Raw genomic sequence first — 26838 nt, forward strand, 5'->3', positions numbered from 1 at the left:
ACTAATTCTTATGCATCACCTAAGTGAATCATTGCAAAAACAGCATAATTAATCATGTCTTGATAGTTTGCATCAATACCTTCAGAAACGAGGGTTTTTCCTTTATTATCTTCTATTTGCTTCACACGCAACAATTTCTGGAGAATCAAATCTGTAAGACTGCTCACTCGCATATCACGCCATGCCTCACCATAGTCGTGATTTTTATCCATCATTAACTGTTTTGTGAGTTTTATTTTCTCATCATAAGCATGTGTAGCCTCTTCAAGCTCCATGTCTGGTTGCTCTACCACGCCGCGCTCAAGATTTACTAGCGCCATGGCGCAGTAATTAATGATACCTATAAATTCAGATTGCTGCCCTTCATCTACCTTTTGCACCGCGTTTTGCTGTAAACCGCGTATGCGTTGTGCTTTTATAAAAATTTGATCCGTGAGAGAAGGAAGTCTCAAAATGCGCCATGCACTCCCATAGTCTTTCATTTTTTTAATAAAAAGGTCTCTACATTGTGTGATTACCGCATCATATTGGGCAGAAGTGTCAGGCATGCTATGTTGTTTGATTTTTGGTAAATTTCGGTTAAAATCTTCAATATAAGAAATGAGTTCTTGCTTAGAAAGTAATGCTAGCTATTATCCTTTTGAAGCACAGCGTTTATGGTGTATTTTTGAAGCAGTATCCCGCTTTCTGTTGCAATTCCTCGCGGCGGTTGCACCAGCCAGCTGTGGGATTTTCACTACAATCGGGGCTATGGAGTAGAGGTAGTTTGTGATTAAAAGTAGTTACTAAAGAAGTCAAACTATCACAGAATAAGAGCCAAAGATTTATAAATAATCATCTATGAAAATAAACTGTAAAGGAACGCTAATAGATCTCTCCAAGCCTAAGGTGATGGGAATACTAAACCTCACTCCAGATAGTTTTTATGATGGTGGTAGGTATAAAAATATGGAAGCTGCTATTGACCAAGTAAGAACAATGCTTGATGATGGCGCAACATTTATTGACGTAGGAGCTTACAGTTCGCGACCAGGAGCTGTAGATATTTCGGTAGAGGAGGAGGAGTTGAGATTGATACCAGTGATAGAACAACTGGTGACTTTGTTTCCAGAGATTATAATCTCTGTAGATACCTTTCGCGCAAGCGTAGCAAGAAAAGCAATAGCAGCAGGAGCAGCTATGATTAATGATATAAGTGCAGGGCAGTTAGATCCAGAAATGATGTCTACAGTAGGGGAGTTGGGTGTTCCTTATATAATGATGCATATGCGAGGTACTCCTCAGACTATGAAGGAACTTGCGGTCTATGAGAATATAACAAAAGAGGTGCTGCATTACTTTAGCGAGCGAGTGGCTGTCGCAAGGTCTCATAAAATAAATGATCTCATAGTAGATCCAGGATTTGGATTTGCAAAAACAGCGAATCATAGTTTTGAGTTGCTTAATAAGTTGGCAATTTTTAAACAGTTAGACTTACCTATACTAGCAGGTGTTTCTCGTAAATCTATGATTTATAAGACCCTCGAGACATCACCAGATAAGGCACTTAATGGGACCACGGTATTAAATACAATCGCGATCAATAAAGGAGCACATATATTGAGAGTTCATGACGTAAAGGAGGCTATGGAAGTGGTAACTCTTTGCGAGGCGTGCTTGGTATAGTTTAACCTTCATAGTGACCTTATATTGCTATTACTAGATGGTGTTTTTATTGTAAATTCACTTAAGAAAACGGGTCTTCGTTAACAGGATTTTAGCAAAAAAACGGTATTTTTCACTCCTTAAATAATACTATAATGAGAATCCTACGTGTAGCTTTAATTCTAATAGCTTTTTCTTTTATAAATACCTCGCTTTTTGCGCAGAGTGCCGCTGGTGGATCTACGTTTGAAGACGCAGTTCCTTTTTGTACTAACGATCCAGTATTCTCCACTCCTTTTGAAGCTTGTTTTGCAGGAAGTACAGATTCAAGCTGTAGTAATGTCGCGGAAGCTGGACCAGATTATGGTTGTCTAGGAAGTCAGCCATCACCTACGTGGTATTTCTTGCAAATAGGACAAGATGGAGATATAGATTTTCAAATTACTCAAAACACAGCTATTGATGATGATGGTACACCTACAGGGACTGGTCTTGATGTAGACTATATTATCTGGGGACCATTTTCTGATATCGATGTTTTTGATCAATTAACTGCAGAAAATATTGAGAGTTGTAGTTTTTCTTCAGCAGCTGTAGAGTTCCCAACTATTACTGGAGCTCAAGAAGGAGATTTTTATGTGTTTATGGTCACTAATTTCTCAAACGTAGCAGCTGAGATTTTTATAGAACAAATAAGCGACCCTGCAAGTGCTGGAAGTGGAGCTACAGATTGCTCAATCGTTAGTGCTTCTATAGGAAGAGACCAAGATGTTTGTGAGGGAACCACAGTGACCTTAGATGCTACCAGTGCAGATGCAGTAAGCTACTTATGGACTGTAGATACTGGTGCAGGATTTATGCCTGTTCTAGATGGTTCAGGAAATCAAGTGACAACAGCAACGCTTGACGTTACAACTACAGGTGAGTATCAAGTAACAATAACCAATGTTGATGGTGATGATGGAGCCGATGAAGCGGTGATCACGTTTTTAGAATTACCAAACCCTAATACTACCCCAGATGCTCTAGAAGTGTGTGATACAATTACTGATATTGATGCAGATGGAGACGGCGTTATTGACGCTGGTTCTGGTTCAAATACAGATGGTTTTGAAGTGTTTGATTTAACACCCGCAATTACTCAGATAGCAAACGGAGAACAAGTGGATGTAATAGTCTACACAGATCTTACTATTGCAGAATCAAATCCAGATGACACGTCGCAAGCGATTACAGATGTGACTACATTTACTAATACAGTAGTGGGAACTCAAACGCTATATGCAAGAGTGGAGCGCAACGTACCAGGAAATAGTGATATAGATAGCAATGGAAATTTGTGTTATGTGGTTGTGCCATTTGAAGTAATTGTAAATGCGCTGCCTGTTTTAACGCAGCAAGACACATTTACATATACCATTTGTGAAGCGCGCGACACTACAGATACGATGGCAAGTGTTAATCTTGACAACCTTGCAGATAAGGTTGGCTTGCTCGTTGCACCACAAATAAAAAATGATTTTATAATCACCTATCATGAGCTAGAGCCACAAGCCGCAGCAAATACTGATGCGCTCAGCACGCCTTACGAAGTCACTGACGGTCAAGATTTATTTGTGCGTATAGAAAATGTACAGACGGGATGTTTAAACTTTACGAGCATCGTTTTTACAGTAGGAACACGTCCAGATGCATTTAGAGCCTTAAACTTAGTGCAATGTGCAGATAGTGCGAATAGTATTCCAGGACAGATACAAGTGGCGACTTTTGATCTCACGCAACAAAACGAAACTATTACAGGTAACATAGCAGCTAATACTGTAAACTACTACACGAGTGAGGATGACGCGGAGAATATGGTGAATGTTATTGCTACACCTACTGCCTTTGTAAATACTGAGAATCCACAAACTATTTTTGCCCGTTCTGTAAATGCAGCTCGCACTTGTCAAAGTGATGACATAATTGAGTTTGAGTTGTTTGCGCAACCATTGCCTTACACCAATCTTACAGATGAAGGAGGACCTTTTTGTGTAGATGAGATAACAGGAGAATCGCTTGATTCATTTGTCATTGATGGAACTGTAGAGAGCCCGCAACCGGGTGCTAATTATACATATGCGTGGCGACTTGATGGAAATCCAAATCCAGTGTCGTCCGTTTCTGTCGTAAACGTAGATGCTCCTGGAAGTTATGAGCTAACTATTACTGCAGAATATGGAGGAGGGATTCTCTGTGATTATGTTGCAGAGGCTGTTTATATTGCAGAAAGTGCTCCTGTTTTTGAAGCAACTGTTGTAGAGTCTTCTTTTAACACAGGTGGTTTATATACGGTAGAGATAAGTAATATAACTGGCGCAAATCCCGACTCAGAATATGTATTTGCCGTAGATGATGGGCCTTTTTTCAACAGTACAATCTTAACAAACGTAAGACCAGGGACACATACTATTTTTGGAAAACTTGCAAATGGTAATTGTAGTGTGTCAGAGGTAGAAATAGATATTATAGATTACCCAAGATTCTTTACCCCTAATGCAGATGGCTTCCATGATACGTGGAATATTATAGGGCTAGGAGTAGCACCAAACTTAAACGCAAAGATTTTCATCTTTGATAGATACGGTAAACTCTTAAAGCAAATCAGCCCAGTGGGCGCTGGATGGGACGGTACTTTTAATGGACAGCCTATGCCGTCAAGTGATTATTGGTTCCGAGTAGAGTTTACAGAAGTAGATGAGGAAGGGACACAGAGAACGGTTAATGGTCACTTTACATTGAAGCGATAAGAAATACATAAAACCAATTATTAAAAGCTCTCAGTATCTAATACTGAGAGCTTTTTTAGTTATGATATGAGGTGTAAATTATAATCTAGTTGAGGAGTAGTCTGATTGTTGTAACACAGTTTTGGCAATGTGCAATGAGAGTTAGCAGCGATTAATTTCTTGCGTGAGGGATAGTAGTGGTTACCCTGCAGTGTTGTGGAGCGATAGCGCAGCATCACGAAGCGTATGAACGTATAGCCCGGTCTCTATACTTGAAGAATGAAATGATGAAAGAATAGGGGCACGCCCTAGTAGAAAGAAAGAGACTATCTAAAAAGTTCCCAATCTAGTTTTACAGAAAATACGTTAGAATATATAGCAGCGCTCTGATCACCTATGTCTGTGAGTGCATAATCTACGTGAATGCCTTTGTACTTAAAACCTACACCAATGTTAGGCTGGAAGCCCACCGTTGTAGTATTATCAAGTGCTGTGAGTTCTTGAAAATTACCTACACCTGCTCGCACATACACCAGCTCTGCATAACCAAATTCAAGGCCTAGGGCAGGAGTAGCACTTACAGACGAGCTAGAGATGATATCATTAGTTTGAGTAAATCTAAAATTCATATCTAGTTCTGCTCTTAAGGAGTAGTCATAATGGAAAATCCACTGTCTTCCCATACCTATTTGAAGTTTTGGGATGGTGATTTCTGTCTTTTCTGGAAGTTCTTGATTTTGCCCTTCTACGGCATCGCTTATGGTAGCAAACTGCTCTTCATCTATGCTCCAAGCATTTACGGTAGTGGTGATGTCACGCGCCATAAGTCCAAAATCCCAGTCGCCTCTCTTAAATTGTAGTCCTACATCAAGACCAAAACCCCAACTATTTGCAAAGTCGCCTATCACACGACGTACCACCTTTGCATTCACCCCTAGATTTAAACCATCTAGTGGCAGCGCGCGTGCATAAGAGACCGTAAAGGCATAGTCTGCGGTAGAAAATAAGCTTATACGATTATAATCTATGTTTCCTTGATCGTCTATAAGTTGGGTAGTATTTAAAATATCATCAACTCCAAAACGTATTACAGAAATACCTACGGCACTTTTATCATCAAGAGGTTTTGCAAAAGCGATGTAATCATAATTTGCAATATTTGCAAAATAGGAGGCGTGCATTAATGAGATCTGATTATCTTCTAGATTCACTAGCCCTGCAGGATTCCAGTAGCCCGCATTTACATCACTTGTACTTGCCACCACAGCATTACTCATACCAAGAGCGGCAGCGTCTACACCAATATTTAAAAACTCATTTGAGTAAGATCGCACTGCTTGAGAAGCAGCAGTCATTGTAATAAGTATAGATAGTATGGTAAGCGATTTTTTCAATAGCAGGATTTGTGAGACAAATATCTCACTTTTAGTACACATTGTAAACAATAAAACCGTCTAGATATTGCCTGTAGTCACATTACTATAGATATCTTCCCTATTTTTACCGAAAATTATAAAATGTCTATAAAGAGTTACGTACCTAATGCCATCACAATGGGCAACCTTTTAAGCGGTTGTGTCGCAGTCGTATTTGCTGTAAATGACAGGCTTGAACTTGCTGCAATATTTGTAGCTCTTGGGATTTTCTTTGATTTTTTTGACGGATTTTTTGCGCGTATTCTCAATGCCTCTAGTGAGGTAGGATTGCAACTAGACTCACTGGCAGATATGGTGACTAGTGGTGTAGTGCCTGGTGTGGTAATGTATCAACTACTAGAAGATGCTAGCGGTATCCCTTGGGGAGCAGCACTTGAAGAGCAGCACTTTCACTTAGGGTATATAGGTTTTGCAATAACGATGGCTTCGGCATATAGGCTAGCAAAATTTAATGTAGATGATCGCCAGACTAATTCTTTTATAGGACTTCCTACGCCTGCAAATACCTTATTTATACTAAGCTTGCCGCTTATATTAATGTTTGAAGAGTACGCTTTCGCGAAAGCGTTATTAGAAAACCCATATGTCCTTATATTACTTACCGCATTAAGTTGTTTTATGCTCAATGCAGAACTTCCATTATTTGCGTTGAAGTTTAAAAACTGGTCTTTTGGCCAAAATAAAGTGCGCTACTTATTCTTACTTGCAAGTGTATTATTACTGGTGTTCTTTCAATTTTTAGGAGTTCCTCTTATTATTATCTTATACATTCTTCTTTCCTTAGTTTTTAGGGAGCAATCATAGGTCTAGCTTATTTCAAGCTATTATCTTTGTGAAAAATTTGAACACAATGGATAATCAAGAAATAAGAAATCTCGAGCCAAAAGCACTCTGGAATAAATTTGCCGATCTTAATGCTGTACCACGACCTTCTAAAAAGGAGGAACGTGTGATTGCGTTTATGAAAGATTTTGGTACTAAACTAGGTCTAGAAACGATAGAGGATGAAGTAGGGAATGTGATTATAAGAAAACCAGCCACTGCAGGTCACGAAGATAAAAAGATGATTGTGATGCAGTCTCACCTTGATATGGTGCATCAAAAAAATAATGACACCGAGTTTGATTTTGACAATCAAGGTATTGAGATGTATGTAGATGGTGACTGGGTACGTGCGAAAGGCACTACATTAGGAGCAGATAATGGTCTTGGAGTGGCGACCATAATGGCTGTGCTTGAAAGTACTACCATAGAGCACCCCGCTATTGAGGCGCTTTTTACAATAGATGAAGAGACTGGGATGACAGGAGCAATGGGTCTTAAAGGAGGAATTCTTAAAGGCGATATCTTACTTAACCTTGATACAGAAGAAGATGATGAGATAGGTGTAGGTTGTGCAGGTGGTGTAGACATCACGGCTACACGTACCTATACAGAAGAGGGACTGGATGACGGCCTTGTAGGTTATGAAGTAAAAGTGGCAGGTCTTAATGGAGGCCACTCTGGGATGGATATAATAAAAGGCCTAGGTAACGCAAATAAGATGATGAACCGTCTCTTATACAATGCCGCGGAAAATTTTGAAATACGTATATCTAGTCTAGATGGCGGTAGTTTACGTAACGCAATACCAAGAGAGAGTGTGGCTATCATAGCTGTAGACGAAAATCAGAAAGCTGCTTTTGAAGCAGATTTTACAGATATGGCGGCAGCAATACACGGTGAATATGCTTCACTAGAAAAAGAGCTAGAGCTTTCTATCAAGCAAATAGATCTCGATGATAATGTGATGAGTCTTGAGTCACAAGCACAGTTCCTTAAAGCTATCTACGCGGCACATAATGGTGTGTACAGAATGAGTCCAGATATAGCAGACCTAGTAGAGACATCAAATAACATAGCGAGAGTTATAGTAAAAGATGGAAGTATAAAAATAGGATGTCTTACTCGCTCATCTGTAGATAGCTCTAAAGATGATCTTGCAAATACACTTACAGCTACTTTTGAGCTTGCAGGTTTTGGTGTAGCGCTTTCTGGAGATTATCCAGGATGGGCGCCAAATATGGATAGTGCCATTTTGAAAGTTCTTGAAGCAAAGTATAAAGAAATAAATAATGAAGCTCCACACGTAGCTGCTTGTCACGCAGGATTAGAGTGTGGTATTTTAGGTCAAAACTATCCTGAGATGGATATGATATCCTTTGGGCCTACTATAAAAGGAGCGCACTCTCCAGATGAGAGAGCAAGTATCTCAAGTGCTCAGAAGTACTGGGATTTTGTTATTGAGATCTTAAAGGATATACCAGTGGCTTAATTCTTAGTCTCTTTTTCAAATTATTAGATAAAAAAAAGCTAGCCATCGTGAGATGGCTAGCTTTTTTTATGTGCTGTATTCTTTGTATTACTTTACAATCTCTACAAGTTCAATTTCAAATACAAGATCTGCCTTAGGAGGTATTGCGCCAGGGTAGCCTTGCGCTCCATATCCTAAGTGGTAAGGTATAAACAATGTTGCTTTATCACCTACAGACATCAATTGAAGTCCTTCTTTAAATCCAGCAATAAGTCTCGCTTCTGGGCTATATACTGTTTCAAGAAGTTTGTATTGTCCAGCTGCTTTCTTGCGGTCATCTAGTTTATTATTTGCAGCAGCAACTTCTTCGCTGCTAGTGTCAAATAGTTCTCCAGTTGTAAAGAATCCAGCATATTCTACTTTTACTTTTTGACCCGTATTAGGCTTAATTCCTTTGCCTTTTTGATCAAAATAGATTCCTAATCCGCTAGGAAGTTCTTCAATGTTTTCTCTTTTTGCGTCAAGTTCTGCTTTTTTACCAGCAAACTGCTTTGCTTTCTCTGCAGCTTCTTTTGCTTTGTTTTCCTCAAAGGCTGCTAGTTCATTAGTAAAAGTCTCACTAGCGTTGTAGTTTTTTACATCGCTTCCTTTTCTAATGATATTAACTTGTTGGATAATTACTGGATTTTTTGGCTTTCCAGCACGTGGATCTTGAAGTTCTACTTCTGTAATAGCATCAACCACTTCTAATCCAGTAACGATTTTACCCCAAACTGTATGACAGCTTACTCTAGGGTTGCTACAGTTTTTGAGATTTCCATTTGAGTCATAACCATCAAGGTGTGGTGTTGCTTTATGAGTAATAAAAAACTGACTACCATTAGTTGCAAATCCAGAATTTGCCATAGATAATACACCTGCAGAATCATGTCTACGCTCTGGTGTAAGTTCGTCAAAGAACTTGTATCCAGGATCACCAGAACCGGTTCCTGTAGGATCGCCACCTTGAATCATAAAGTCCTTAATAATTCTATGAAAAGTTAATCCGTTATAAAATGGCTTTCCTGTATATGTGCTATCTGCTAGAGGATGTGTTCCTTCTGCTAGCGCAACAAAATTTGCAACCGTTGCTGGAGCGTCATTGTAAAAAAGCTCAGCAACCATAGTTCCTTTATCAGTTATGATTTCTGCATATAGTCCATCGCCTAGATCTGGATATTTATCATTACATGAAAAGAGTGATAAAATTACTGCAACTAATAACATACTTGTTTTCTTCATTGTTTGAGATTTATTTATTCGTTTGATTGGTCTTTTATTTCTAGTAATGTAACGGTACTACGCACAGGGGTATTGCTAGGTATTCTATCTTCAAAACCGTAATACCCATAAGCTTTGTAACTAGGGAATAGAAACGTCATTGTTTCTCCTTCCTTCATTAATTTAAGTCCTTCCCTTATCCCTGTGATGATATCTGGATTACTTTGATCTATTTGAGTAACTGTATTTCCTAATTCTTCTTGCGTGACTAGTTCTTTACCTGCTATTGTTGCTAGGTTGTAATTAAACAAAACAAGATCACCTACTTGAGGTGCCTGCTTACCTAAAGTATCTTTGGCAATATAAGAATACCAGAAACCATTAGAAGATGAGTTGTAAGAGTTTAATGTATCAGTGGCTATATACTTTTCAATAGCAGCTTCATCTTGAGCAATAAGCTCTTTATTACGAGAGATAGTCTCCGTTTTTACGTAAGACCCTGTATTTTGAGAAACTGGTCTGCGTGCAACGGTCTCAGAACATGAGACAAATAATAGTATGGACAACAGAAGTATTAAATTTCTCATGATATTAATTGGTCTTTATATGAAGGAAGTAATTGTTTGAAATTTTCAATAGTTTCTGCTAGTGCTACCTCGCTTCTTCCGCCTGCAGCATTGGTATGTCCTCCACCATTATAATGTGCTCTAGCAAATTCATTTACAGAAAAGTCACCTTTGGATCTCAGTGACATTTTTATGATGCTATCTGCTTTATGTTCTATAAATATCACAGCAAATATAATGCCCTCTAGTGAAAGACAGTAATTTACAAAACCTTCGGTATCTCCTTTTTGAAAATTATGGTCATCTAGCTCTTGTTGTGTCATTGTGATAAAAGCAGTTTTATACTCCCGTAAGACAACAAGATTGCTAAGTGCAACACCTAAAAGCTGTAATCTAGATTCGCTATTGGTGTCATAAATATTTTGATGTATCTGGTCATTATTTGCTCCTTTTTTAATGAGAGAAGCAATAACCTCGTGAGTAATCGCAGTAGTAGATGAGAATCTAAAAGATCCCGTATCTGTCATAATACCTGTATACAGACAGCTGGCCATATCTGCAGTAATCACATCCTCATCGCCTAGTGATTTTATAAAGTGATATACCATTTCACACGTACTACTCATGCTTGTGTCACTATAAGTTACTGCCGCATAAGTGTCTGGCTGCTGGTGGTGATCTATCATTATAAATGGTGCTTCCACACTTTCAAGCACCTCTTCTAAGTCTCCTACTCTAGAAAAGTGATTAAAGTCTAATGTAAATACAAGATCTGCTGTTTTTATAGCATCACGCGCATTACTTGTGTTGGATGTATAGAAAAGCACCTCATTATGACCAGGCAACCACTTTAAAAAATGGGGATACTCATTAGGAGCCACTACGACAGCCTCGTGACCTTTTGCGTTAAGGTATGCTGCAAGGGCTAGAGTACTTCCCATAGCATCGCCATCAGGATTTTTATGAGGAATTACGGCAATCTTTTTTGAGCCTTTAAGGAGCTCTTTTGTTGTTGTGATTTGAGTGGTATTCATAGTTTGCGAAGATACAATTTCTCTTGTGCTCTATTTCTGCTTGTGATTAAATATTTAGGTTTTCAAGTAGATGAAAAACTTAATATGGTGTTAACATTAAAAAGCAGTATTTTTGCACGCGATTTCAAGAAAGAGTTTTTACGCTTTCGCGAAAATTTTAAAAGCTCAACACGTGGGCATCTAAAAACTAAGTGAAGGTAGGGAAATAATACCGCCATTGCAGAAATTAAAGAATTATGACAAACAGAACTTTTACAATGATTAAGCCTGATGGCGTTGAGAATGGACACATCGGAGCAATTTTAGAAAAAATCACTGCTAGTGGTTTCCGTATCGTAGCGATGAAGCTTACTCAAATGACAAAGGCAGATGCTGAGACGTTTTATGCTGTACACAATGAGCGTCCATTCTTTGGAGAGCTTGTAGAGTTTATGACACGCGGACCTATCGTTGCAGCGGTACTTGAAAAAGAAAACGCAGTAGCAGATTTCCGTACGTTAATAGGAGCTACTAACCCTGCAGATGCTGCCGAAGGTACTATACGTGCACTTTATGCAACTTCTATGGGAGAAAACGCAGTACACGGTTCTGATAGTGATGAGAATGCAGCTATAGAAAGCGCTTTTCACTTTGCTGGACGTGAGATGTTTTAATTGCTAGCGCAGTTACAAACTACCATATAAGGTGTTTTACACCATACTTTAAAAGTCTCTCTATAAACGAGAGGCTTTTTTTGTGCCTTCATTTTTTTGCGTTAAGGATAGCAGCGGTTACCCCACAGGAGTGCAGCAAGTGGAGGGACGACACTTGTGTAGCGACGAGGAGTATGAGCGTATAGCCTGCCTCGTAGAGGAACGCCCAAAAGTGCCAAAACAACTTCATAACTGTGGGTTATAGAACGATAAAAATGAGATTTACAACGTTTGAAATTGCGTTAATGTATATCTATTAATGTAATAGCAAATAAATTAATTAATTATAGCTATTTTTGCACCGCCAAAAACACGGCATTAATACAACCTATTATGGACATAAGGAATATCGCGATTATCGCCCACGTAGACCACGGTAAAACAACCCTGGTAGACAAAATTATGTATCACTGTGAGCTTTTTAGAGAAAATGAGTCTAAAGGTGAGCTTATATTAGATAACAATGACCTGGAGCGTGAGCGCGGGATTACTATTACTTCAAAAAACGTTTCTGTAACCTACAAGGGTACTAAGATTAATATCATTGATACTCCTGGTCACGCCGATTTTGGTGGAGAGGTAGAGCGTGTATTAAATATGGCAGATGGTGTGTGTCTACTTGTAGATGCCTTTGAAGGACCTATGCCACAAACACGTTTTGTATTACAGAAGGCAATAGACCTTGGTCTTAAGCCTTGTGTGGTTGTAAATAAAGTAGATAAAGAAAACTGTACTCCAGAGGAAGTACACGAGAAGGTTTTTGACCTTATGTTTGAACTAGGTGCCGAAGAGTGGCAACTAGACTTCCCTACAGTATACGGAAGTGCAAAAAATAACTGGATGTCTGACGACTGGCAGAAGGAAACAGACTCTATCGAGCCATTATTAGAAATGGTTATGGAGCACATACCAGTACCAGAAACTAAAGAAGGAAACACGCAGATGCTTATCACATCTCTAGACTTCTCTTCTTTTACAGGTCGTATCGCAATAGGACGTCTTAACCGTGGTGAGCTTAAAGAAGGTATGCAAGTATCTCTTGTAAAGCGCGATGGTACTATTAAGAAAACTCGTATTAAAGAACTTCATACTTTTGACGGTTTAGGTCGTATTAAAGTAGAGACAGTACAAGCAGGTGATATCTGTGCGATTGTAGGTCTTGAAGGATTTGAGATAGGTGATACTGTAGCAGATTTTGAAAACCCAGAAGGTCTTGCAACGATTGATATTGATGAGCCTACAATGAGTATGTTATTCTCTATTAACGATTCTCCTTTCTTTGGAAAAGACGGAAAGTTTGTAACATCACGTCACATTAAAGATCGTCTTACTAAAGAACTAGAAAAGAACCTTGCCCTACGTGTAAACGATACAGATAGTGCAGATAAGTTCTTAGTATATGGTCGTGGGGTAATGCACCTTTCTGTACTTATCGAGACAATGCGTCGCGAGGGGTATGAATTACAGATAGGACAGCCTCAAGTAATTATAAAAGAAATAGACGGTGTAAAATGTGAGCCGGTAGAAGAGCTTACTATTGACCTTCCAGAAAATGTTTCTGGTCGTGCAGTAGAGTTTGTAACAATGCGTAAAGGTGAGATGCTTTCTATGGAAGCAAAAGGTGAGCGTATGATTATAGAATTCTTAATCCCATCACGTGGTATTATAGGATTACGTAACCAACTTCTTACTGCAACTGCTGGAGAAGCTATTATGGCACACCGCTTTAAAGAATACCAGCCTTTTAAAGGTGATATCCCTGGACGTATTTCTGGATCACTTGTATCTATGGAAAACGGTACAGCTATCCCTTACTCTATAGATAAACTTCAAGATCGTGGTAAGTTTTTCGTATCACCAGGTGAAGATATCTATGAAGGTCAAGTAATAGGTGAAAACTCTCGTCAGGATGATATGAATATCAATATCACAAAAGCAAAGAAGCAGTCTAACGTACGTTCTTCTGGAGCAGATGATAAGGCTAAGATTGTACCTGCAATTAAGTTCTCACTAGAGGAAGCACTAGAATATATTCAGAAAGATGAGTATGTAGAGGTAACTCCTAATCACTTAAGACTACGTAAGATTTACTTAAAAGAAGTAGACCGTAAGCGTAACAAGATTGCTTAAGGATTTAATATTCTTAGAAATCATAAACCCCGCTCTATGAGAGTGGGGTTTTTTTATGCGCTTTCGCGAAAGCGTAATTTAATCTCTTACCATATCCTATAGAATTAAAAATAGTTTTACTTTTATTGAAATATCCTAAAACTCGCAACCAAACCATCTATACTGTAAAAAAATATCAATCCGCAGATGTCCAGCGCTGGAACAAATTTGTAGCACAGGCAAAAAATGCGACCTTTCTACACGACCGTTCCTTTATGGAGTATCACAGCGATAGGTTTACAGATTACTCGCTGCTGGTTTACAAGGGTGAAAAACTTGTAGCACTCCTTCCGGCAAATGCAGACGGAAATGATCTATACAGTCATCAGGGATTAACGTATGGTGGTATTTTGCTTTCGCGAAAGCAAAAACTACAAGATGTCATAGCAATTACTCAAGAAATATTAAAGTATGCGCAGCAGCAAGGCTTCATATCTTTATATCTAAAACAACTTCCCACGTTTTATGCGGTGATGCCCAGTGATGAGTTTGAGTATATCGTACAACTACTCAGTGCAAGCTGTTACCGGGTAGATACTGCGTCTGTGATAAATTACAGGAATAAATTATCCATACAATCTAATCGTATGGAAGGAGTAAAAAAGGGAGAAAGAGCAGGTCTGGTTATTAAAGAGGAAGTAGGTTTTGACAACTTTTGGAACGAGATACTCGTACCTAATCTAAAGGAAAAACATCAATCACAACCCACACATACCCTAGAGGAAATAAAAAAGCTACAAGCTTCTTTTCCAGAAAACATAAGGCAGTTTAATGTCTACCATAATAATACGATAGTAGGAGGAGCGACTATATTCGAGACTAAAACCACGGCACACGTTCAATATATTTCGGCGGGAGAGAATAAGCAGGAGTTAGGAACGCTTGACTTCTTGTTTTATGAACTCATAGAGGAAACCTTTGCACATAAAGACTATTTTGATTTTGGTATTTCAAACGAAGAGGGCGGCACAAAACTTAATAGGGGCTTATCTTACTGGAAAGAATGTTTTGGAGCACGTACCCACGTTCACAAATTCTATAAAGTTGCCGTGCAGAATCATTCACTACTTAAAGATGTCTTGATATGATTCCATTTTTAGACTTAAAAGAGATAAACGCACCTTATGAAAAGGAGCTTAAAAATAAGTTCGATTCTTTTTTAGAGAAGGGATGGTACATTCTGGGCAACGAGGTGACTGCTTTTCAAAAAGAGTACGCGGCTTACTGTGGCACTCAATTTTGTATAGGTACAGCAAATGGTCTTGACGCCTTGAGACTCATTCTAGAAGGCTATAAAATACTAGGTAAACTACAAGTGGGCGATGAGGTGCTTGTTGCGAGTAACACCTATATCGCAACCATTATTGGTGTTAAACAAGCGGGCCTAATACCTGTACTTGTTGAGGCAAATCTTGACACATTCAACTTTGATTATAGCGATTTAGAACAGAAGATCACTTTAAAGACAAGAGTGATTATGCCTACACATTTGTATGGCAGACTTACAGATATGGATAGGGTTAACGCTTTCGCGAAAGCGTACAACCTACTCACCGTTACAGATTGTGCACAATCACACGGGGCAATTACAGCTTCTGGTAAGCGCAGTGGCTCTCTGGCAGATGCGAGCGGTCATAGCTTTTACCCCACAAAAAATCTAGGTGCTCTAGGTGATGCGGGAGCAATCACCACAAATGACAAAGCGCTAGCCGAAATTGTAGAAAAATATAGAAACTACGGTTTTAAAGAGCGTTATGTCGCACAATATACTGGAGTAAATAGCCGCCTCGACGAACTGCAGGCTGCCTTTTTGAGAATAAAACTTAGAGATCTAGACACGCAGAACAGTAAGCGTATTGCGATTGCAAAGCAATATCTTGAAGGGATAAATAATGAACATATTATTTTGCCACAATGGTCTGAGGGTAAGGATCACGTCTGGCATCTATTTGTAGTGTGCTGTGCACAGAGGGATGCGTTACAAGAACATCTCAAGGCAAATGGTATCGCAACGATTATACATTATCCTGTGCCTCCACACAAGCAAGAGGCTTTACAAGAGCTTGCATCTATGTCCTTACCGGTTTGCGAGCAGTTGCATAGTGAGGTGCTGAGTTTGCCTATTAGTCCATCACTTACTAAAACGGCGATTACCCAGATTATAAAAGCCATAAACGACTTTAAATGCTAGGTAAACTACGTAGCGGTATTGCAAATAATCTTTTACTTAAGATTACTTCTTTTAATGCAATAAGTGTGGGCTTACAAATACTGGGAGGTCTTATCACGTCAAAGCTTATCGCTATTTACTTGGGAGAACGAGGTATGGCATTGCTAGGTTATTTGCGCAATTTTATGACCACCACGCAAGCGGCCGGTAATCTAGGTTTGTCTAACGGTATAGTAAAGTATGTTGCCACAGGTGATGAGGAGCGTCATCCATTATCAAAGTTATTGTCTACTGCTGTCATCGTGAGTTTGATCGCTACTATAATTGTTTCGACGATTTTATATGTAGGTGCTGCTTATTTTAATACCCAGATTTTTGGCGATGGGGTACAGTACACATATGTGTTTAAATGGCTGGCAATAGCACTACCGTTTATAACCCTTAACGGAATTTTGCTAGCTGTTATTAATGGACAGTCGGCCTATAAGAAGGTGGTGAAGATTCAAATCTTTTCTAACCTGATAGGTCTTGCCATAACCATCTTAGGCATCATATACTATGGGGTACAAGGAGCACTAGTTGCGCTAGTTGTCAGTCCAGCGGTGATACTAGTGATTACCCTAGTTGCTTTAGGAAAAGAAGGTAGCGTATTGAAAAATGTCTCATTCTCAAAATTTGACACAGGCGCTCTGCGTAAACTAGGGTCTTACACGCTTATGGCCTTATTCTCTATGATTGTGTTACCGCTTGTATATATCGCGATACGCCGAGAGATAGGAGAGGGAGCTGGTTACTGGGATGCTATGACGCGCGTGTCAGACTACTATTTTAAGTTTGTAGCGACATTAATGACCCTATATATTTTGCCTCAATTATCAAAAGCCACCACAAGCAGTGCTTTTAGAAAAGAGATTTTTGGGTTTTACAAAACCATCTTGCCCCTATTTGGGCTCGGGTTGTTGCTTATTTATTTTTTGCGTTCATTTATAGTTCAGTTATTATTTACTGAAGATTTTATGCCTATGACCTCATTGTTTAAATGGCAGTTGCTAGGAGATTTTTTTAAGGTTGCCTCACTAGTGATAGGATACCAAATTATTGCCAAAAACAATCTCAAATTATTCCTCATTACCGAGGTGATCTCCCTTGTTATAATCTATACTTCTGGAATATACTTTGTGCAAAATTTTGGTGCAGAGGGTGCTACAATGGGACATTGTTTAAGTTATTTTATGCATTTATTGGTATTACTGTTTATCTTTCGGGAACCGCTTTTTACAAAAACGAATGAGTAGCCTAGGTAACATATTGCAATCATTTAGAATCTGGAAGTACAAGTTGCTCTCACAGACTACCTATGTAGACGGTAAACCTATGCTTTTTCAACCCGCACAACTTAATGGGAAGGGTGTGATACGCTTTCGCGAAAGCGTACAAATAGGTGTCATTAATTCTCCGTCATTTTATAATACCTATGCTTATATCGAGGCAAGAAAGGAGGGAAGTGAGATTGTTTTTGGGAACAACGTTGCGATAAATAATAATTTTTGTGCCATAGCAAATGAGGGAACGATAGTGATAGGAGATGATACAACAATAGGGCTTAATTGCTCAATTTATAATTGTAATTTTCACAGTCTTGACCCCACCAGACGCCGAAGCGATGCTGGACCAAGTGCCGCAGTAACGATAGGTGAAAATGTATTTATAGGTAATAACGTGAGCATCTGGAAAGGCGTGTCAATAGGTGATAATGCCGTGATTGCTGCTGGAAGTGTTGTGACATCATCGGTAGCTGCGGGAGTTACATTCTCTTAGTTATGTAGCTTGCCAGGTCTTAAGATATTGCTGGGCGACTTTTGTGTAGTGGTGATGGGTTTTTATAAAGTGATGTGCGTTCTCACTTATCTCTTCAAGAAGCGCAGGTGACGCTATGAGCTTTTCTAGATTTGCCACAATTTCATTTACATCTGGTGTCGCATCTATTGCCACCGTTTTATCTAATTGATATTGCGCTTTAAAATGTGTGCCAGCACCAGTAAAGACCACCTTACCTTTTGCCATAGACTCCAGCGCATTGTAACCTTGATCGTGGGCATAAACTTGATCTAGCACAATATGTGCTTTATTATAAGCGGTAATATATTCATCATACGGTAGATTTTCTGTGGTGATGATGTTTACCTTCTCGTTGTATTTCTTGCTTATAATAGCAAGCGCCTGTTCAAAAAGGTCATTTCCTTTTTTGTAATAGTTATTTCTATTAATCCCGTGAAAGATGGTAATAGGATACGTAAATGCAATCTCCTGCTTAGGTATCTTATCTATGTTAATAGGGTTTGGGATGAGCCCTTTGTATAAACGATGAATTTTAAGAGGGAAATGATAATCAAGATCTGTAGCAATCACACCATCTACAAGCTTATATAGTGCCGTGTGTAATTTTTTATAAGCGGGTGCTAGGTACTTGAGCGCTGGGGCAAACGATGTTTTTGTGAGTTTACCTTCCTTATAGGGTGTGGCAATTGTGTATGGCAACTCGTCTGTAAAAGCGTGGGTAACACTTATGTGATCTGTACCGCAAGAGAGGAGAAAGAGTTTTTTATTATGCGTTTTGAGATACTGGGCTATCTCAAGTTCTAATGACGGCGTGGTGTTAAAACTAGATTCATTAATAAGTTGCACCACGTCATAACCAGAAAGTTGAGGTTTTAATTTTGTAAAGTGGTTACGCAGTGATTTTTCTGAAATATCAATGCCGGTTAATTTAAGAATGCTCAGTTTTAGCTTCTTTTTCCAGCCAGAGGTATAACCTCTTTCTAGTGTGATGTCTACGGGAAACTTTTTAAAACCATCGCCAGAACCCACAAGGGTAACCTCGTGACCTAATGCGGTGAGACCTTCTTTGAGAGAATTATGAAGTCGGCTGTATTCGCCTACGAGTAAGATGCGCATTGATTATATTTGGTAAACAAAAACTCCTTCTGTTGCCGAAAGATACTCATAAAAAAATTGCACTTGTTACAATCTCCCTATCTGGGGGTGGAGCAGAGCGGTCTACGGCATTTTTATCACAAGTACTCACATGTCTTGGGCATACGGTACACATCATCTGTATAAGAGATGGAGTTTCTTATCCCTATGAAGGAACATTATTTAATCTAGGAGCAGATAAGCGTGAGGACGACGGCCTAATTACAAAGTATAAGCACCTCAAAAGATTAAAGAATTACTTACATAATGAGCAGTTTGATCTTATTATAGATAGCAGGTCTCGATCTTCTGCCTTAAAAGAATGGGTATATACAAAGTACATTTATAAAGCCCAAAGGGTACTTTATATGGTGCGAAGTGCTCGATTAGAAACATATTTTCCAGCACCAGATATGCTTGCAAAATGGTTTTATGGTAAGAGTCACTTTGTAGGAGTTTCAAAAAGTATTGCTGCAAAAATTAAAGCGAAATACGGCTTTAAGCATATTCACCAGATGTATAATCCTATCCCAAAAATGACTTTTGGCGAGAGCAATGTAAGCCTTCCAGAGACGTATCTTTTAGGATATGGACGACTGGTAGATGATGTGAAGAACTTTAGTTTGATGATTTCCGCTTTCGCGAAAGCAAACTTAAAACTACCTCTAGTGATTATGGGGGATGGTCCAGATGCCAAAAAGCTAGCAACACTCTCAAAATCTCTGGGAATAAATGATAAAGTCATCTTTATAGGGCATCAATCTAATCCCGCGCCTGTAGTGGAGCGAGCCTTGTGCACCTTACTCACTAGTCATTACGAAGGCTTCCCAATGGTACTTGTAGAGTCACTAGCACTAGGTACTCCGGTTATAAGTGTGGATTGTGACTCAGGACCAAAAGAAATTGTGCAAAACGGTATAAACGGTATACTATTAGCAAATTATGATGAGGTGGCTTTAAGTACCGCCATTCGCACATTTGTGCTGGATGGCGAGCTTGCCAGTAGATGTCAAAAAAATGCGCAAAAAAGTGTAAAACATCTAGCAGCAGAACACATTGCTCTAGACTGGAAAAAATTACTAGATAGCTTATGAAAAACCTTATAGAAATACCAAGAATTACAGATCCTAGAGGTAATCTAGCCGTGATAGAAAAAGAGGTGTTACCTTATGCTATAAAGCGTGTTTATTATCTTCACGATGTGCCTAGTGGAGCATATAGAGGAGGTCACGCTCATAAGGAGTGTAAGGAGTTGCTCATTGCTGTAAGTGGGAGTTTTGAAGTAGTGCTTGATAATGGAAAAGAAAAGGAGCGTGTAATGCTTAATAAGCCTAATCAAGGCTTGCTTATAGATGTAAATATTTGGCGAGAGTTAGAAAACTTTTCTTCTGGAGCAGTATGTCTCGTGCTGGCATCTCACGAGTATGATGAAGATGATTATATACGTAACTATGAGACTTACAAGTCTCTAAAAAGCTGAGAGTTTGAGTCCAGCTCTTTCAAGCAAGCTTTGACTCTTAAAAGCAAGACGTAAGGCGTAGGTGGGTAGACTTAATAAAAATCGTTGTTTATTATTAAGGTTATTTATATCAAGATGCTCTAGATAGGTGTTTACTTCTTTCTCTTGACCCCAAAGTCGCGCTCTTATGATGAGCGAGTACCTATTGAGATCTATGAATCTTTTGAGTCCGTTGTTTGTTTTTTCTTCTTCTAAATATGCTAGATAGTCTGGTCTATCTTTTACAGAGCGAGTCCCTTTATAAAGGCTTTGTGGCGCATAGCGATAGGTTGCACACGCTTTCGTGCTAAAGGCTATTCTGTATTGTAAACCTATGCGTATCCACAAGTCGGTATCTTGACCGCTTTTTATCTTTTCATTAAAATAGCCTACATCCTCACATACAGAACGGTGAAAAACTGTTGAGCTGCTTGTAAGAAGTGTGTTTTTATAACTGCTTGTAAAGTAATCAAGGTCTAGAAAAGGTTTGTTATCTGGATTTTCAAAGCTATAACTGTTAGGTCTTGTTGAGTTTTTATGTTCTTTAAGTACGGCTGTTGCAAATACGTAGTGCTCGGGATATACATTAATAAGAGCTGTGATTTCTGCTAGGTAGGAGGGAACCCATAAATCATCACCATCTAGCAGTGCGATAAACGATCCTCTGGCAGATTTTATACCTATGTTGCGTGCAGCACCTGCTCCTACATTTTCTGCAAGCGGGAGATATGTAATCTTTTCTGAGGCTATAGATTTTATGATAACATCACTACCATCTGTAGAGCCATCGTTTACTACTATAATTTCAAAGTCTTGAATGCTTTGCTTTAGTACACTCTCTATGGTCTCCTCTACAAAAGAGGCTTTGTTATATACCGTAATGACCACAGAGAATTTAGGCATTTTTTCGACTTTTTATATAGTAGTTGAGCCTGAATAAGTCAAATAGAAATAACGAAGGTCTATTACTCACGATGTTGTTTTGTATGCCTAATTTAAAGAGGCTGAAAATTGTAGGGTATACAATGTCTAGACGGAGTTTTCTTAATTTTTGATACGCTTGTTGTAATGATGTGAAGTCTCGGCTTATACTCCCGTTATGCTCATAATATATGAGTGTGTCAATAGCCTGTATTGACTTGTCTAGAAATATCAAATTCTCTTCAAGACCGGTATGTACAATAGGATTATCTATGTGTAAAACAGTAATTTTTTGATGATAAATCTGGTAAGAGAATATATTGTCAAGTCCGTAGCGCCTGCTCTCTACAATGTTTAGACTTAAGAATACTTCTTTTTTTACAAGTATATTTTGAGATATAATATACGATGGGTTTTCCATTCGTATTTCATCACTTTTTGCTTCTCGTTTTATACCGTATTTCCAGCGTAGCTCTTTATTTTTTGGTGGTATGTCTACATATGAAGTACCACCTACTATGATAGAGTCGTCACTTGGTATGGCCGTCAGGTAGTTTTTGATAAATTGGTTATTCTCAATGAGAACATCTGCATCAAGAAAGAGAAGCCAGTCATACTGTGCGTTTTTGGCAAGCTTTGACCGCGTGGCTGTTCTTCCTAGGTTGGTTTTATTTATAAGTGCGCATACGTTGGGTTGTGCGGTGAGTGCACTATTTTGTTCTTGGTATAAAGTTGAGGCATCCTCACAAAAAATAAGTTCATAGACTACTCCTGCCTCTCGTGTCTGATCAAGAAGTGATGTGACAAGTGCAGTAATGTCTGTATTATATGTCGGGATAAGAATGGAAAGCATACCTGCAAACGAAAATACAATATTAAGATGATGTATGCCTACGCTTATAAAAACGGTAGCCGGTAGCTTGTCTTGATAAAAAGATTATACTGTCTTTTGTACAACCTCAAAAACCTTGTTACCATCACACTTTAATGTCTTAGAAGGGTATTTAAGTAAAAGCGCATAGTCGTGTGTTGCCATAAGAATGGTATTGCCGTTTTTATTAATCTCCTGCAATACTTCCATCACCTCTACACTCGTTTGTGGATCTAGATTACCTGTAGGCTCATCTGCCAGAATAAGTTCTGGGTCATTGAGCAAAGCACGAGCAATGGCGATACGTTGCTGCTCACCGCCAGATAGCTGGTAAGGATATTTAAAACCTTTACTTTTCATCCCTACTTTATCCAGAACGGCATCTATTTTTGCCTCCATAGCTGTTTTATCTTTCCAGCCGGTAGCCTTGAGTACAAATTTTAAATTATCTATTACCGTACGGTCATTAAGCAATTTAAAATCTTGAAAAACAACGCCCAGCTTACGACGTAAGAAAGGAATATTCTTTTCTTTAAGTCCGTTAAGGTCTACGCCTACTATGTTTCCTTTACCCTCTGTAAGTGGGAGGTCACCGTAAAGCGTTTTCATAAAACTACTTTTTCCAGAACCCGTTTTACCTATGAGGTACACAAAGTCACCTGGCTCTATAGTAACATTTACTTCAGAGAGAATGAGGTTTTCTCGTTGGTAAATTGCGGCGTGTGAAAGTTCGAGAACTGGTGCAGACATAGGGTTTTGTTATTACACTCAAAGAAACGGAATTTAGATGAAAGTGTTTTATGGCTAAGTATAAAAATTTTTATAAAATCTGTTTATATTTTGTCAAACCCGCTTGCGCGAAAATGGAATTACCCAGTAACATTAGTAAATTTAAAAAGTGGTTTAAAACAAAAAGTCCTGCTCGATGAGCAGGACTTTTTAATAAGTGAGATGTATTATTAAATGAGGCTCGCGCCTTATTTTACTTTATTGATTACTGCTTCAAACGCTTCTGGGTGGTTCATAGCAAGGTCTGCAAGCACCTTACGGTTAAGCTCGATTCCATTTGCTTTTACTTTCCCCATAAACTGAGAATAAGACATACCGTGCATACGAGCACCCGCGTTAATACGAGTAATCCATAATGAACGGAAATTTCTTTTATTCTGACGACGGTCTCTATATGCATAAGACATTGCTTTGTCTACTGCATTTTTAGCTACTGTCCAAACGTTTTTACGTCTTCCAAAGTAACCTTTGGCTTGCTTCATCACCTTTTTTCTACGGGCTCTTTTAGCAACTGAATTTACTGATCTAGGCATAATTTAATGTGTTTTTGTAGCAGGCGGTACACGCTGTATACTCTTTTGTTCTCTCTCTTAAGCGGAGAGAAGGCCATACTCCAGGGTTTAAAAATATTTGTTTTAACCGGTTAAACGGATTACTTAAGATTAAGCATCAATTTAACATTACTCGTATCTGCATCGTGCACAAGGCCGTCATGCGTCAACGCAAGCTTACGCTTTTTAGATTTTTTAGTCAAAATGTGACTCTTAAAAGCGTGCTTTCTTTTGATTTTACCAGTTCCGGTAAGCTTGAAACGCTTCTTAGCACTGGATTTTGTTTTCATTTTAGGCATCTGTTCCTATTTTTTAAATTATCTCACTTATTTTCTTACTAAACCCTCCTGACTCAAAAGAGTAGGAGGGTTTTATGTCTAGCTGCTATACACTAGCAACTTATGCTTGCTAGCAAGCTTATTTTTTCTTAGGAGCGATGAACATTGTCATACGCTTTCCTTCTAGTCTCGGGAGTTGTTCTACTTTTCCTAATTCTTCTAGCTCTTGAGCTAGCCTTAAAAGTAGTATCTCTCCTTGATCCTTATAGATGATAGAACGACCTTTAAAGAAAACATATGCTTTAAGTTTTGCTCCTTCTTTAAGGAACTTCTCTGCATGCTTCTTTTTAAATTCGTAATCGTGATCGTCTGTTTGCGGACCAAAACGTATTTCTTTGATAATCACTTTTGAGGCTTTTGCCTTCATTATCTTCTCGCGCTTCTTTTGCTCATATACAAACTTTTTATAGTCTATAATTTTACAAACTGGCGGTGCAGCATTAGGTGATATCTCTACAAGATCTAGCTCTAATTCTGCTGCTAGTGCTTGTGCTTTTTGGATAGGGTAAATCCCTACTTCCACGTTATCTCCCACAAGGCGTACTTCTTTGGCACGTATCTTTTGGTTGATTTTGTGTTGGTCTTCCTTAATGATCCTTGCAGGACCTCTCGATCTTTTTCTACGTATTGCTATGGCGTTTCTATTTTAAATTAAACTTCAAATGTTTTTATTGTGGATGCTATCTCGGCATTTACCATTTTCGCGAAAGCGTCTATAGTCATACTGCCTAAATCCTCACCACCATGTCTTCTTACAGATATTGTGCCATCATTTTCTTCTTGCTCTCCTATGATAATCATAAACGGAAGTTTTTGCATCTCTGCTTCCCGAATTTTTTTACCCATAGTCTCCCCACGGTTATCTATAAGTGCGCGAATTTCGTGATTTTCAAGCAAAGTTAAAACATTCTGAGCATATTTCTCGTATTTCTCACTCAATGTCAAAATACTAACTTGTTGTGGCATTAACCAAAGTGGGAAATTACCTCCAGTGTGTTCTAGTAAAATTGCGATAAAACGCTCCATGCTTCCAAAGGGTGCGCGGTGTATCATCACTGGGCGGTGCATCTCATTATCACTGCCTTTATACTGTAGTTCAAAACGTTCTGGTAAGTTGTAATCTACTTGGATAGTACCCAGTTGCCAGCTACGACCTAGCGCATCCTTAACCATAAAATCAAGTTTAGGCCCGTAAAAAGCTGCTTCGCCAGTCTCAACAACATAATTGAGTCCCTTAGCTTTGGCAGCATTAAGGATAGCATTTTCTGCTTTTATCCAGTTTTCATCGGCTCCTATATATTTTTCCGGCTTTTCTGGGTCACGTAAAGAAACTTGTGCTGTAAAGTTTTCAAAACCTAAAGATCCAAAAACATATAGTACTAAGTCTATTACTTTCATAAACTCTTCATCCAATTGATTTGGAGTACAGAATATATGGGCGTCATCTTGAGTGAAGCCGCGTACACGTGTTAATCCGTGAAGTTCTCCTGATTGCTCGTAACGATACACGGTGCCAAATTCGGCAAAACGTTTAGGTAGCTCTTTATAACTCCATGGGCGGCTATTGTATATCTCACAGTGATGAGGGCAGTTCATAGGTTTAAGTAAGAACTCTTCTCCCTCGTTAGGTGTTTCTATAGGCTGGAAGCTATCTGCTCCGTATTTGGCATAATGGCCTGATGTTTCATAAAGTTCTTTTTGACCTATATGAGGAGATACGACCATCTCATAACCTTGCTTTTTCTGTGCATCCTTAAGGAAGTTTTCAAGACGCTCGCGTAGGGCAGCTCCTTTAGGTAGCCATAACGGAAGGCCTTGGCCTACGCGCTGTGAGAAGGTAAATAATTCTAGTTCTTTACCTAGCTTTCTGTGGTCGCGCTTCTTTGCTTCTTCTATAAGTTCAAGATATTGTTTAAGGTCTTTTTGTTTTGGGAAAGATGTTCCATAAACGCGAGTAAGTTGCGGCTTATTTTCGTCGCCGCGCCAGTATGCGCCAGCAACGCTCATAATCTTTACAGCTTTTATAATTCCTGTGTTAGGAATGTGGCCGCCGCGACATAGATCTGTAAAGTCATCATGATCACAGAAGGTGATTGTACCATCTTCTAGATTTTCAATGAGTTCTACCTTAAACTCGTTTCCTTCGCCTTTATATTTATCAAGAGCCTCTTGCTTTGTTACAGATCGCATTTTAAAATCATGCTTTCCACGAGCAATCTCGAGCATCTTATCTTCTATCTTCTTAAAATCTTTGTCAGATATAGTCTGGTCACCTAAGTCAACATCATAATAGAATCCATTTTCAATAGCTGGTCCTATAGTAAGCTTTGCTCCAGGGTATAATTTTAAAATTGCCTGTGCGAGTACGTGAGAAGAAGAGTGACGAAAAGCTGTCTTTCCTTCATCATCATTCCAGGTAAAAAGCGTGATCGAACCATCTTCGGTAAGTGGGGTAGAGGTTTCAACCGTTTGCCCATTAAATTTTGCCGAAATTACATTGCGCGCCAGTCCTTCACTGATGCTTTTTGCGACGTCCATAGGAGTAGCTCCATTGTCCATCTGTTTTACATTGCCATCTGGCAAAGTGATATTGATCATAGTTCGATTGTTTAAAGGAGCAAAGATAGTATCTTCAGTGATTGTTTACAATACATATTGCGTTCTGTTTGACTATATATTAAGGTGTGTTGCATGTACGCTTTCGCGAAAATGTTAAGAATAATAACTTCTTTGTTTTCATGGAATTAGAGGCTTTTTGGTGATTTGTAATGTTTGATTCTGAGATAAATTAAAATTTTCTCAAGAATATTCTTGTCAGATTAGAACTTCGGTGTATCTTTGCCACCCGCTTCACGGTAAGCGTTT

25 protein-coding genes are annotated in these 26838 nt (G+C 38.9%); 12 read left to right on the forward strand and 13 right to left on the reverse strand.

Annotation, left to right across the window (positions count from 1 at the left end; translation table 11 throughout):
* Nucleotides 1–8: 8 nt before the first annotated feature.
* Nucleotides 9–548 (reverse strand): DUF1599 domain-containing protein, encoded by a 540-nt coding sequence (locus D017_RS09780; protein WP_035336265.1) that lies wholly within the window; start codon nt 546–548, stop codon nt 9–11.
* Between the two features lie 292 nt (nt 549–840).
* On the opposite strand from D017_RS09780, the gene folP reads away from it, so the two are divergent.
* Both folP and D017_RS09790 read left to right on the forward strand, forming a co-directional pair.
* Nucleotides 841–1665 (forward strand): dihydropteroate synthase, encoded by an 825-nt coding sequence (gene folP / locus D017_RS09785; protein WP_035336267.1) that lies wholly within the window; start codon nt 841–843, stop codon nt 1663–1665.
* A 134-nt stretch (nt 1666–1799) separates the two neighbouring features.
* Nucleotides 1800–4433: a T9SS type B sorting domain-containing protein gene (locus D017_RS09790; RefSeq protein ID WP_035336269.1), complete on the forward strand. Its 2634-nt coding sequence runs from the start codon at nt 1800–1802 to the stop codon at nt 4431–4433.
* A gap of 305 nt (nt 4434–4738) precedes the next feature.
* On the opposite strand, the gene D017_RS09795 is transcribed toward D017_RS09790, so the two are convergent.
* A complete protein-coding gene (locus D017_RS09795; RefSeq protein WP_051583868.1) occupies nt 4739–5767 on the reverse strand; it encodes a PorV/PorQ family protein in 1029 nt (342 codons plus the stop codon).
* Between the two features lie 162 nt (nt 5768–5929).
* Between D017_RS09795 and D017_RS09800 the strand changes: the two genes are divergently transcribed.
* Nucleotides 5930–6652, forward strand: coding sequence for a CDP-alcohol phosphatidyltransferase family protein (locus tag D017_RS09800; protein WP_035336271.1), 723 nt, complete (start codon nt 5930–5932; stop codon nt 6650–6652).
* A 46-nt stretch (nt 6653–6698) separates the two neighbouring features.
* Nucleotides 6699–8162, forward strand: coding sequence for an aminoacyl-histidine dipeptidase (locus D017_RS09805; RefSeq protein ID WP_035336273.1), 1464 nt, complete (start codon nt 6699–6701; stop codon nt 8160–8162).
* An 87-nt stretch (nt 8163–8249) separates the two neighbouring features.
* Here the strand turns inward: D017_RS09805 and D017_RS09810 are convergent, their stop codons facing one another.
* The 3 genes from D017_RS09810 to D017_RS09820 are packed head-to-tail and all read right to left on the reverse strand — an operon-like array spanning nt 8250 to nt 11001.
* A complete protein-coding gene (locus D017_RS09810) occupies nt 8250–9422 on the reverse strand; it encodes a peptidylprolyl isomerase (RefSeq protein WP_035336274.1) in 1173 nt (390 codons plus the stop codon).
* A gap of 14 nt (nt 9423–9436) precedes the next feature.
* On the reverse strand, nt 9437–9988 hold the full coding sequence (gene gldI / locus D017_RS09815) for a gliding motility-associated peptidyl-prolyl isomerase GldI (protein ID WP_035336275.1): 552 nt from the start codon (nt 9986–9988) through the stop codon (nt 9437–9439).
* Nucleotides 9985–11001 (reverse strand): bifunctional oligoribonuclease/PAP phosphatase NrnA, encoded by a 1017-nt coding sequence (locus D017_RS09820; protein ID WP_035336276.1) that lies wholly within the window; start codon nt 10999–11001, stop codon nt 9985–9987. The genes gldI and D017_RS09820 overlap by 4 nt, the downstream gene beginning before the upstream one ends.
* A gap of 233 nt (nt 11002–11234) precedes the next feature.
* On the opposite strand from D017_RS09820, the gene D017_RS09825 reads away from it, so the two are divergent.
* The 6 genes from D017_RS09825 (at nt 11235) to D017_RS09850 (ending at nt 17850) form a co-directional block, all read left to right on the forward strand.
* On the forward strand, nt 11235–11654 hold the full coding sequence (locus D017_RS09825) for a nucleoside-diphosphate kinase (protein WP_035336277.1): 420 nt from the start codon (nt 11235–11237) through the stop codon (nt 11652–11654).
* Nucleotides 11655–12026: 372 nt separating this feature from the next.
* Nucleotides 12027–13823, forward strand: coding sequence for a translational GTPase TypA (typA, locus tag D017_RS09830; protein WP_035336278.1), 1797 nt, complete (start codon nt 12027–12029; stop codon nt 13821–13823).
* A 125-nt stretch (nt 13824–13948) separates the two neighbouring features.
* A complete protein-coding gene (locus D017_RS09835) occupies nt 13949–14950 on the forward strand; it encodes a GNAT family N-acetyltransferase (protein ID WP_225969296.1) in 1002 nt (333 codons plus the stop codon).
* Nucleotides 14947–16053 (forward strand): DegT/DnrJ/EryC1/StrS family aminotransferase, encoded by a 1107-nt coding sequence (locus D017_RS09840; protein ID WP_035336280.1) that lies wholly within the window; start codon nt 14947–14949, stop codon nt 16051–16053. Before D017_RS09835 ends, D017_RS09840 begins: the two co-directional genes overlap by 4 nt.
* The gene (locus tag D017_RS09845; protein ID WP_035336281.1) at nt 16047–17327 is read left to right on the forward strand and encodes an O-antigen translocase; all 1281 of its coding nucleotides are present in this window, start codon (nt 16047–16049) and stop codon (nt 17325–17327) included. Before D017_RS09840 ends, D017_RS09845 begins: the two co-directional genes overlap by 7 nt.
* Nucleotides 17320–17850: a DapH/DapD/GlmU-related protein gene (locus D017_RS09850; RefSeq protein WP_035336282.1), complete on the forward strand. Its 531-nt coding sequence runs from the start codon at nt 17320–17322 to the stop codon at nt 17848–17850. Before D017_RS09845 ends, D017_RS09850 begins: the two co-directional genes overlap by 8 nt.
* Here D017_RS09850 and D017_RS09855 read toward each other — a convergent pair whose 3' ends face one another.
* Complete coding sequence (locus D017_RS09855; protein ID WP_035336283.1) at nt 17851–18987, reverse strand: glycosyltransferase; 1137 nt, start codon at nt 18985–18987, stop codon at nt 17851–17853.
* Between the two features lie 32 nt (nt 18988–19019).
* Here D017_RS09855 and D017_RS09860 point away from each other — a divergent pair, with 32 nt between their 5' ends.
* Together D017_RS09860 and D017_RS09865 are read left to right on the forward strand one after the other, a co-directional pair.
* A complete protein-coding gene (locus D017_RS09860) occupies nt 19020–20099 on the forward strand; it encodes a glycosyltransferase (RefSeq protein WP_035336284.1) in 1080 nt (359 codons plus the stop codon).
* The gene (locus tag D017_RS09865; RefSeq protein ID WP_035336285.1) at nt 20096–20485 is read left to right on the forward strand and encodes an FdtA/QdtA family cupin domain-containing protein; all 390 of its coding nucleotides are present in this window, start codon (nt 20096–20098) and stop codon (nt 20483–20485) included. The genes D017_RS09860 and D017_RS09865 overlap by 4 nt, the downstream gene beginning before the upstream one ends.
* Here the strand turns inward: D017_RS09865 and D017_RS09870 are convergent.
* The 7 genes from D017_RS09870 to thrS all read right to left on the reverse strand — a co-directional run bounded on the left by D017_RS09870 (nt 20474) and on the right by thrS (nt 26571).
* Entirely contained in the window at nt 20474–21406 is a 933-nt protein-coding gene (locus D017_RS09870; RefSeq protein ID WP_035336286.1) for a glycosyltransferase family 2 protein, read from the reverse strand. The genes D017_RS09865 and D017_RS09870 overlap by 12 nt on opposite strands.
* On the reverse strand, nt 21399–22277 hold the full coding sequence (locus tag D017_RS09875; RefSeq protein WP_035336287.1) for a glycosyltransferase: 879 nt from the start codon (nt 22275–22277) through the stop codon (nt 21399–21401). The genes D017_RS09870 and D017_RS09875 overlap by 8 nt, the downstream gene beginning before the upstream one ends.
* A gap of 84 nt (nt 22278–22361) precedes the next feature.
* Nucleotides 22362–23045 carry an ATP-binding cassette domain-containing protein gene (locus D017_RS09880; protein WP_035336288.1) on the reverse strand — a complete coding sequence of 228 codons (684 nt, stop codon included), beginning with the start codon at nt 23043–23045 and terminating at the stop codon, nt 22362–22364.
* A 227-nt stretch (nt 23046–23272) separates the two neighbouring features.
* A complete protein-coding gene (rplT, locus tag D017_RS09885; protein ID WP_013751599.1) occupies nt 23273–23617 on the reverse strand; it encodes a 50S ribosomal protein L20 in 345 nt (114 codons plus the stop codon).
* Nucleotides 23618–23736: 119 nt separating this feature from the next.
* Complete coding sequence (gene rpmI, locus D017_RS09890; RefSeq protein ID WP_013751600.1) at nt 23737–23934, reverse strand: 50S ribosomal protein L35; 198 nt, start codon at nt 23932–23934, stop codon at nt 23737–23739.
* A gap of 118 nt (nt 23935–24052) precedes the next feature.
* Nucleotides 24053–24565: a translation initiation factor IF-3 gene (gene infC / locus D017_RS09895; RefSeq protein ID WP_262485449.1), complete on the reverse strand. Its 513-nt coding sequence runs from the start codon at nt 24563–24565 to the stop codon at nt 24053–24055.
* Nucleotides 24566–24624: 59 nt separating this feature from the next.
* A complete protein-coding gene (thrS, locus tag D017_RS09900; RefSeq protein WP_035336290.1) occupies nt 24625–26571 on the reverse strand; it encodes a threonine--tRNA ligase in 1947 nt (648 codons plus the stop codon).
* Nucleotides 26572–26838: the final 267 nt, after the last annotated feature.

It is taken from the genome of Dokdonia sp. PRO95 (assembly GCF_000355805.1).
GTDB lineage: Bacteria > Bacteroidota > Bacteroidia > Flavobacteriales > Flavobacteriaceae > Dokdonia.

Excerpts from the sequence above, each read along its gene's own strand:
- D017_RS09795 (WP_051583868.1), bottom strand. The coding sequence starts at position 5,767 with ATGACTGCTGCTTCTCAAGCAGTGCGATCTTACTCAAATGAGTTTTTA.
- D017_RS09820 (WP_035336276.1), bottom strand. The coding sequence starts at position 11,001 with ATGAATACCACTCAAATCACAACAACAAAAGAGCTCCTTAAAGGCTCA.
- D017_RS09850 (WP_035336282.1), top strand. The coding sequence starts at position 17,320 with ATGAGTAGCCTAGGTAACATATTGCAATCATTTAGAATCTGGAAGTAC.
- D017_RS09865 (WP_035336285.1), top strand. The coding sequence starts at position 20,096 with ATGAAAAACCTTATAGAAATACCAAGAATTACAGATCCTAGAGGTAAT.
- thrS (WP_035336290.1), bottom strand. The coding sequence starts at position 26,571 with ATGATCAATATCACTTTGCCAGATGGCAATGTAAAACAGATGGACAAT.
- D017_RS09855 (WP_035336283.1), bottom strand. The coding sequence starts at position 18,987 with ATGCGCATCTTACTCGTAGGCGAATACAGCCGACTTCATAATTCTCTC.
- D017_RS09870 (WP_035336286.1), bottom strand. The coding sequence starts at position 21,406 with ATGCCTAAATTCTCTGTGGTCATTACGGTATATAACAAAGCCTCTTTT.
- folP (WP_035336267.1), top strand. The coding sequence starts at position 841 with ATGAAAATAAACTGTAAAGGAACGCTAATAGATCTCTCCAAGCCTAAG.
- D017_RS09805 (WP_035336273.1), top strand. The coding sequence starts at position 6,699 with ATGGATAATCAAGAAATAAGAAATCTCGAGCCAAAAGCACTCTGGAAT.
- D017_RS09880 (WP_035336288.1), bottom strand. The coding sequence starts at position 23,045 with ATGTCTGCACCAGTTCTCGAACTTTCACACGCCGCAATTTACCAACGA.
- D017_RS09800 (WP_035336271.1), top strand. The coding sequence starts at position 5,930 with ATGTCTATAAAGAGTTACGTACCTAATGCCATCACAATGGGCAACCTT.
- D017_RS09840 (WP_035336280.1), top strand. The coding sequence starts at position 14,947 with ATGATTCCATTTTTAGACTTAAAAGAGATAAACGCACCTTATGAAAAG.
- gldI (WP_035336275.1), bottom strand. The coding sequence starts at position 9,988 with ATGAGAAATTTAATACTTCTGTTGTCCATACTATTATTTGTCTCATGT.
- D017_RS09810 (WP_035336274.1), bottom strand. The coding sequence starts at position 9,422 with ATGAAGAAAACAAGTATGTTATTAGTTGCAGTAATTTTATCACTCTTT.
- D017_RS09845 (WP_035336281.1), top strand. The coding sequence starts at position 16,047 with ATGCTAGGTAAACTACGTAGCGGTATTGCAAATAATCTTTTACTTAAG.
- D017_RS09780 (WP_035336265.1), bottom strand. The coding sequence starts at position 548 with ATGCCTGACACTTCTGCCCAATATGATGCGGTAATCACACAATGTAGA.
- D017_RS09790 (WP_035336269.1), top strand. The coding sequence starts at position 1,800 with ATGAGAATCCTACGTGTAGCTTTAATTCTAATAGCTTTTTCTTTTATA.
- D017_RS09875 (WP_035336287.1), bottom strand. The coding sequence starts at position 22,277 with ATGCTTTCCATTCTTATCCCGACATATAATACAGACATTACTGCACTT.
- rplT (WP_013751599.1), bottom strand. The coding sequence starts at position 23,617 with ATGCCTAGATCAGTAAATTCAGTTGCTAAAAGAGCCCGTAGAAAAAAG.
- typA (WP_035336278.1), top strand. The coding sequence starts at position 12,027 with ATGGACATAAGGAATATCGCGATTATCGCCCACGTAGACCACGGTAAA.
- rpmI (WP_013751600.1), bottom strand. The coding sequence starts at position 23,934 with ATGCCTAAAATGAAAACAAAATCCAGTGCTAAGAAGCGTTTCAAGCTT.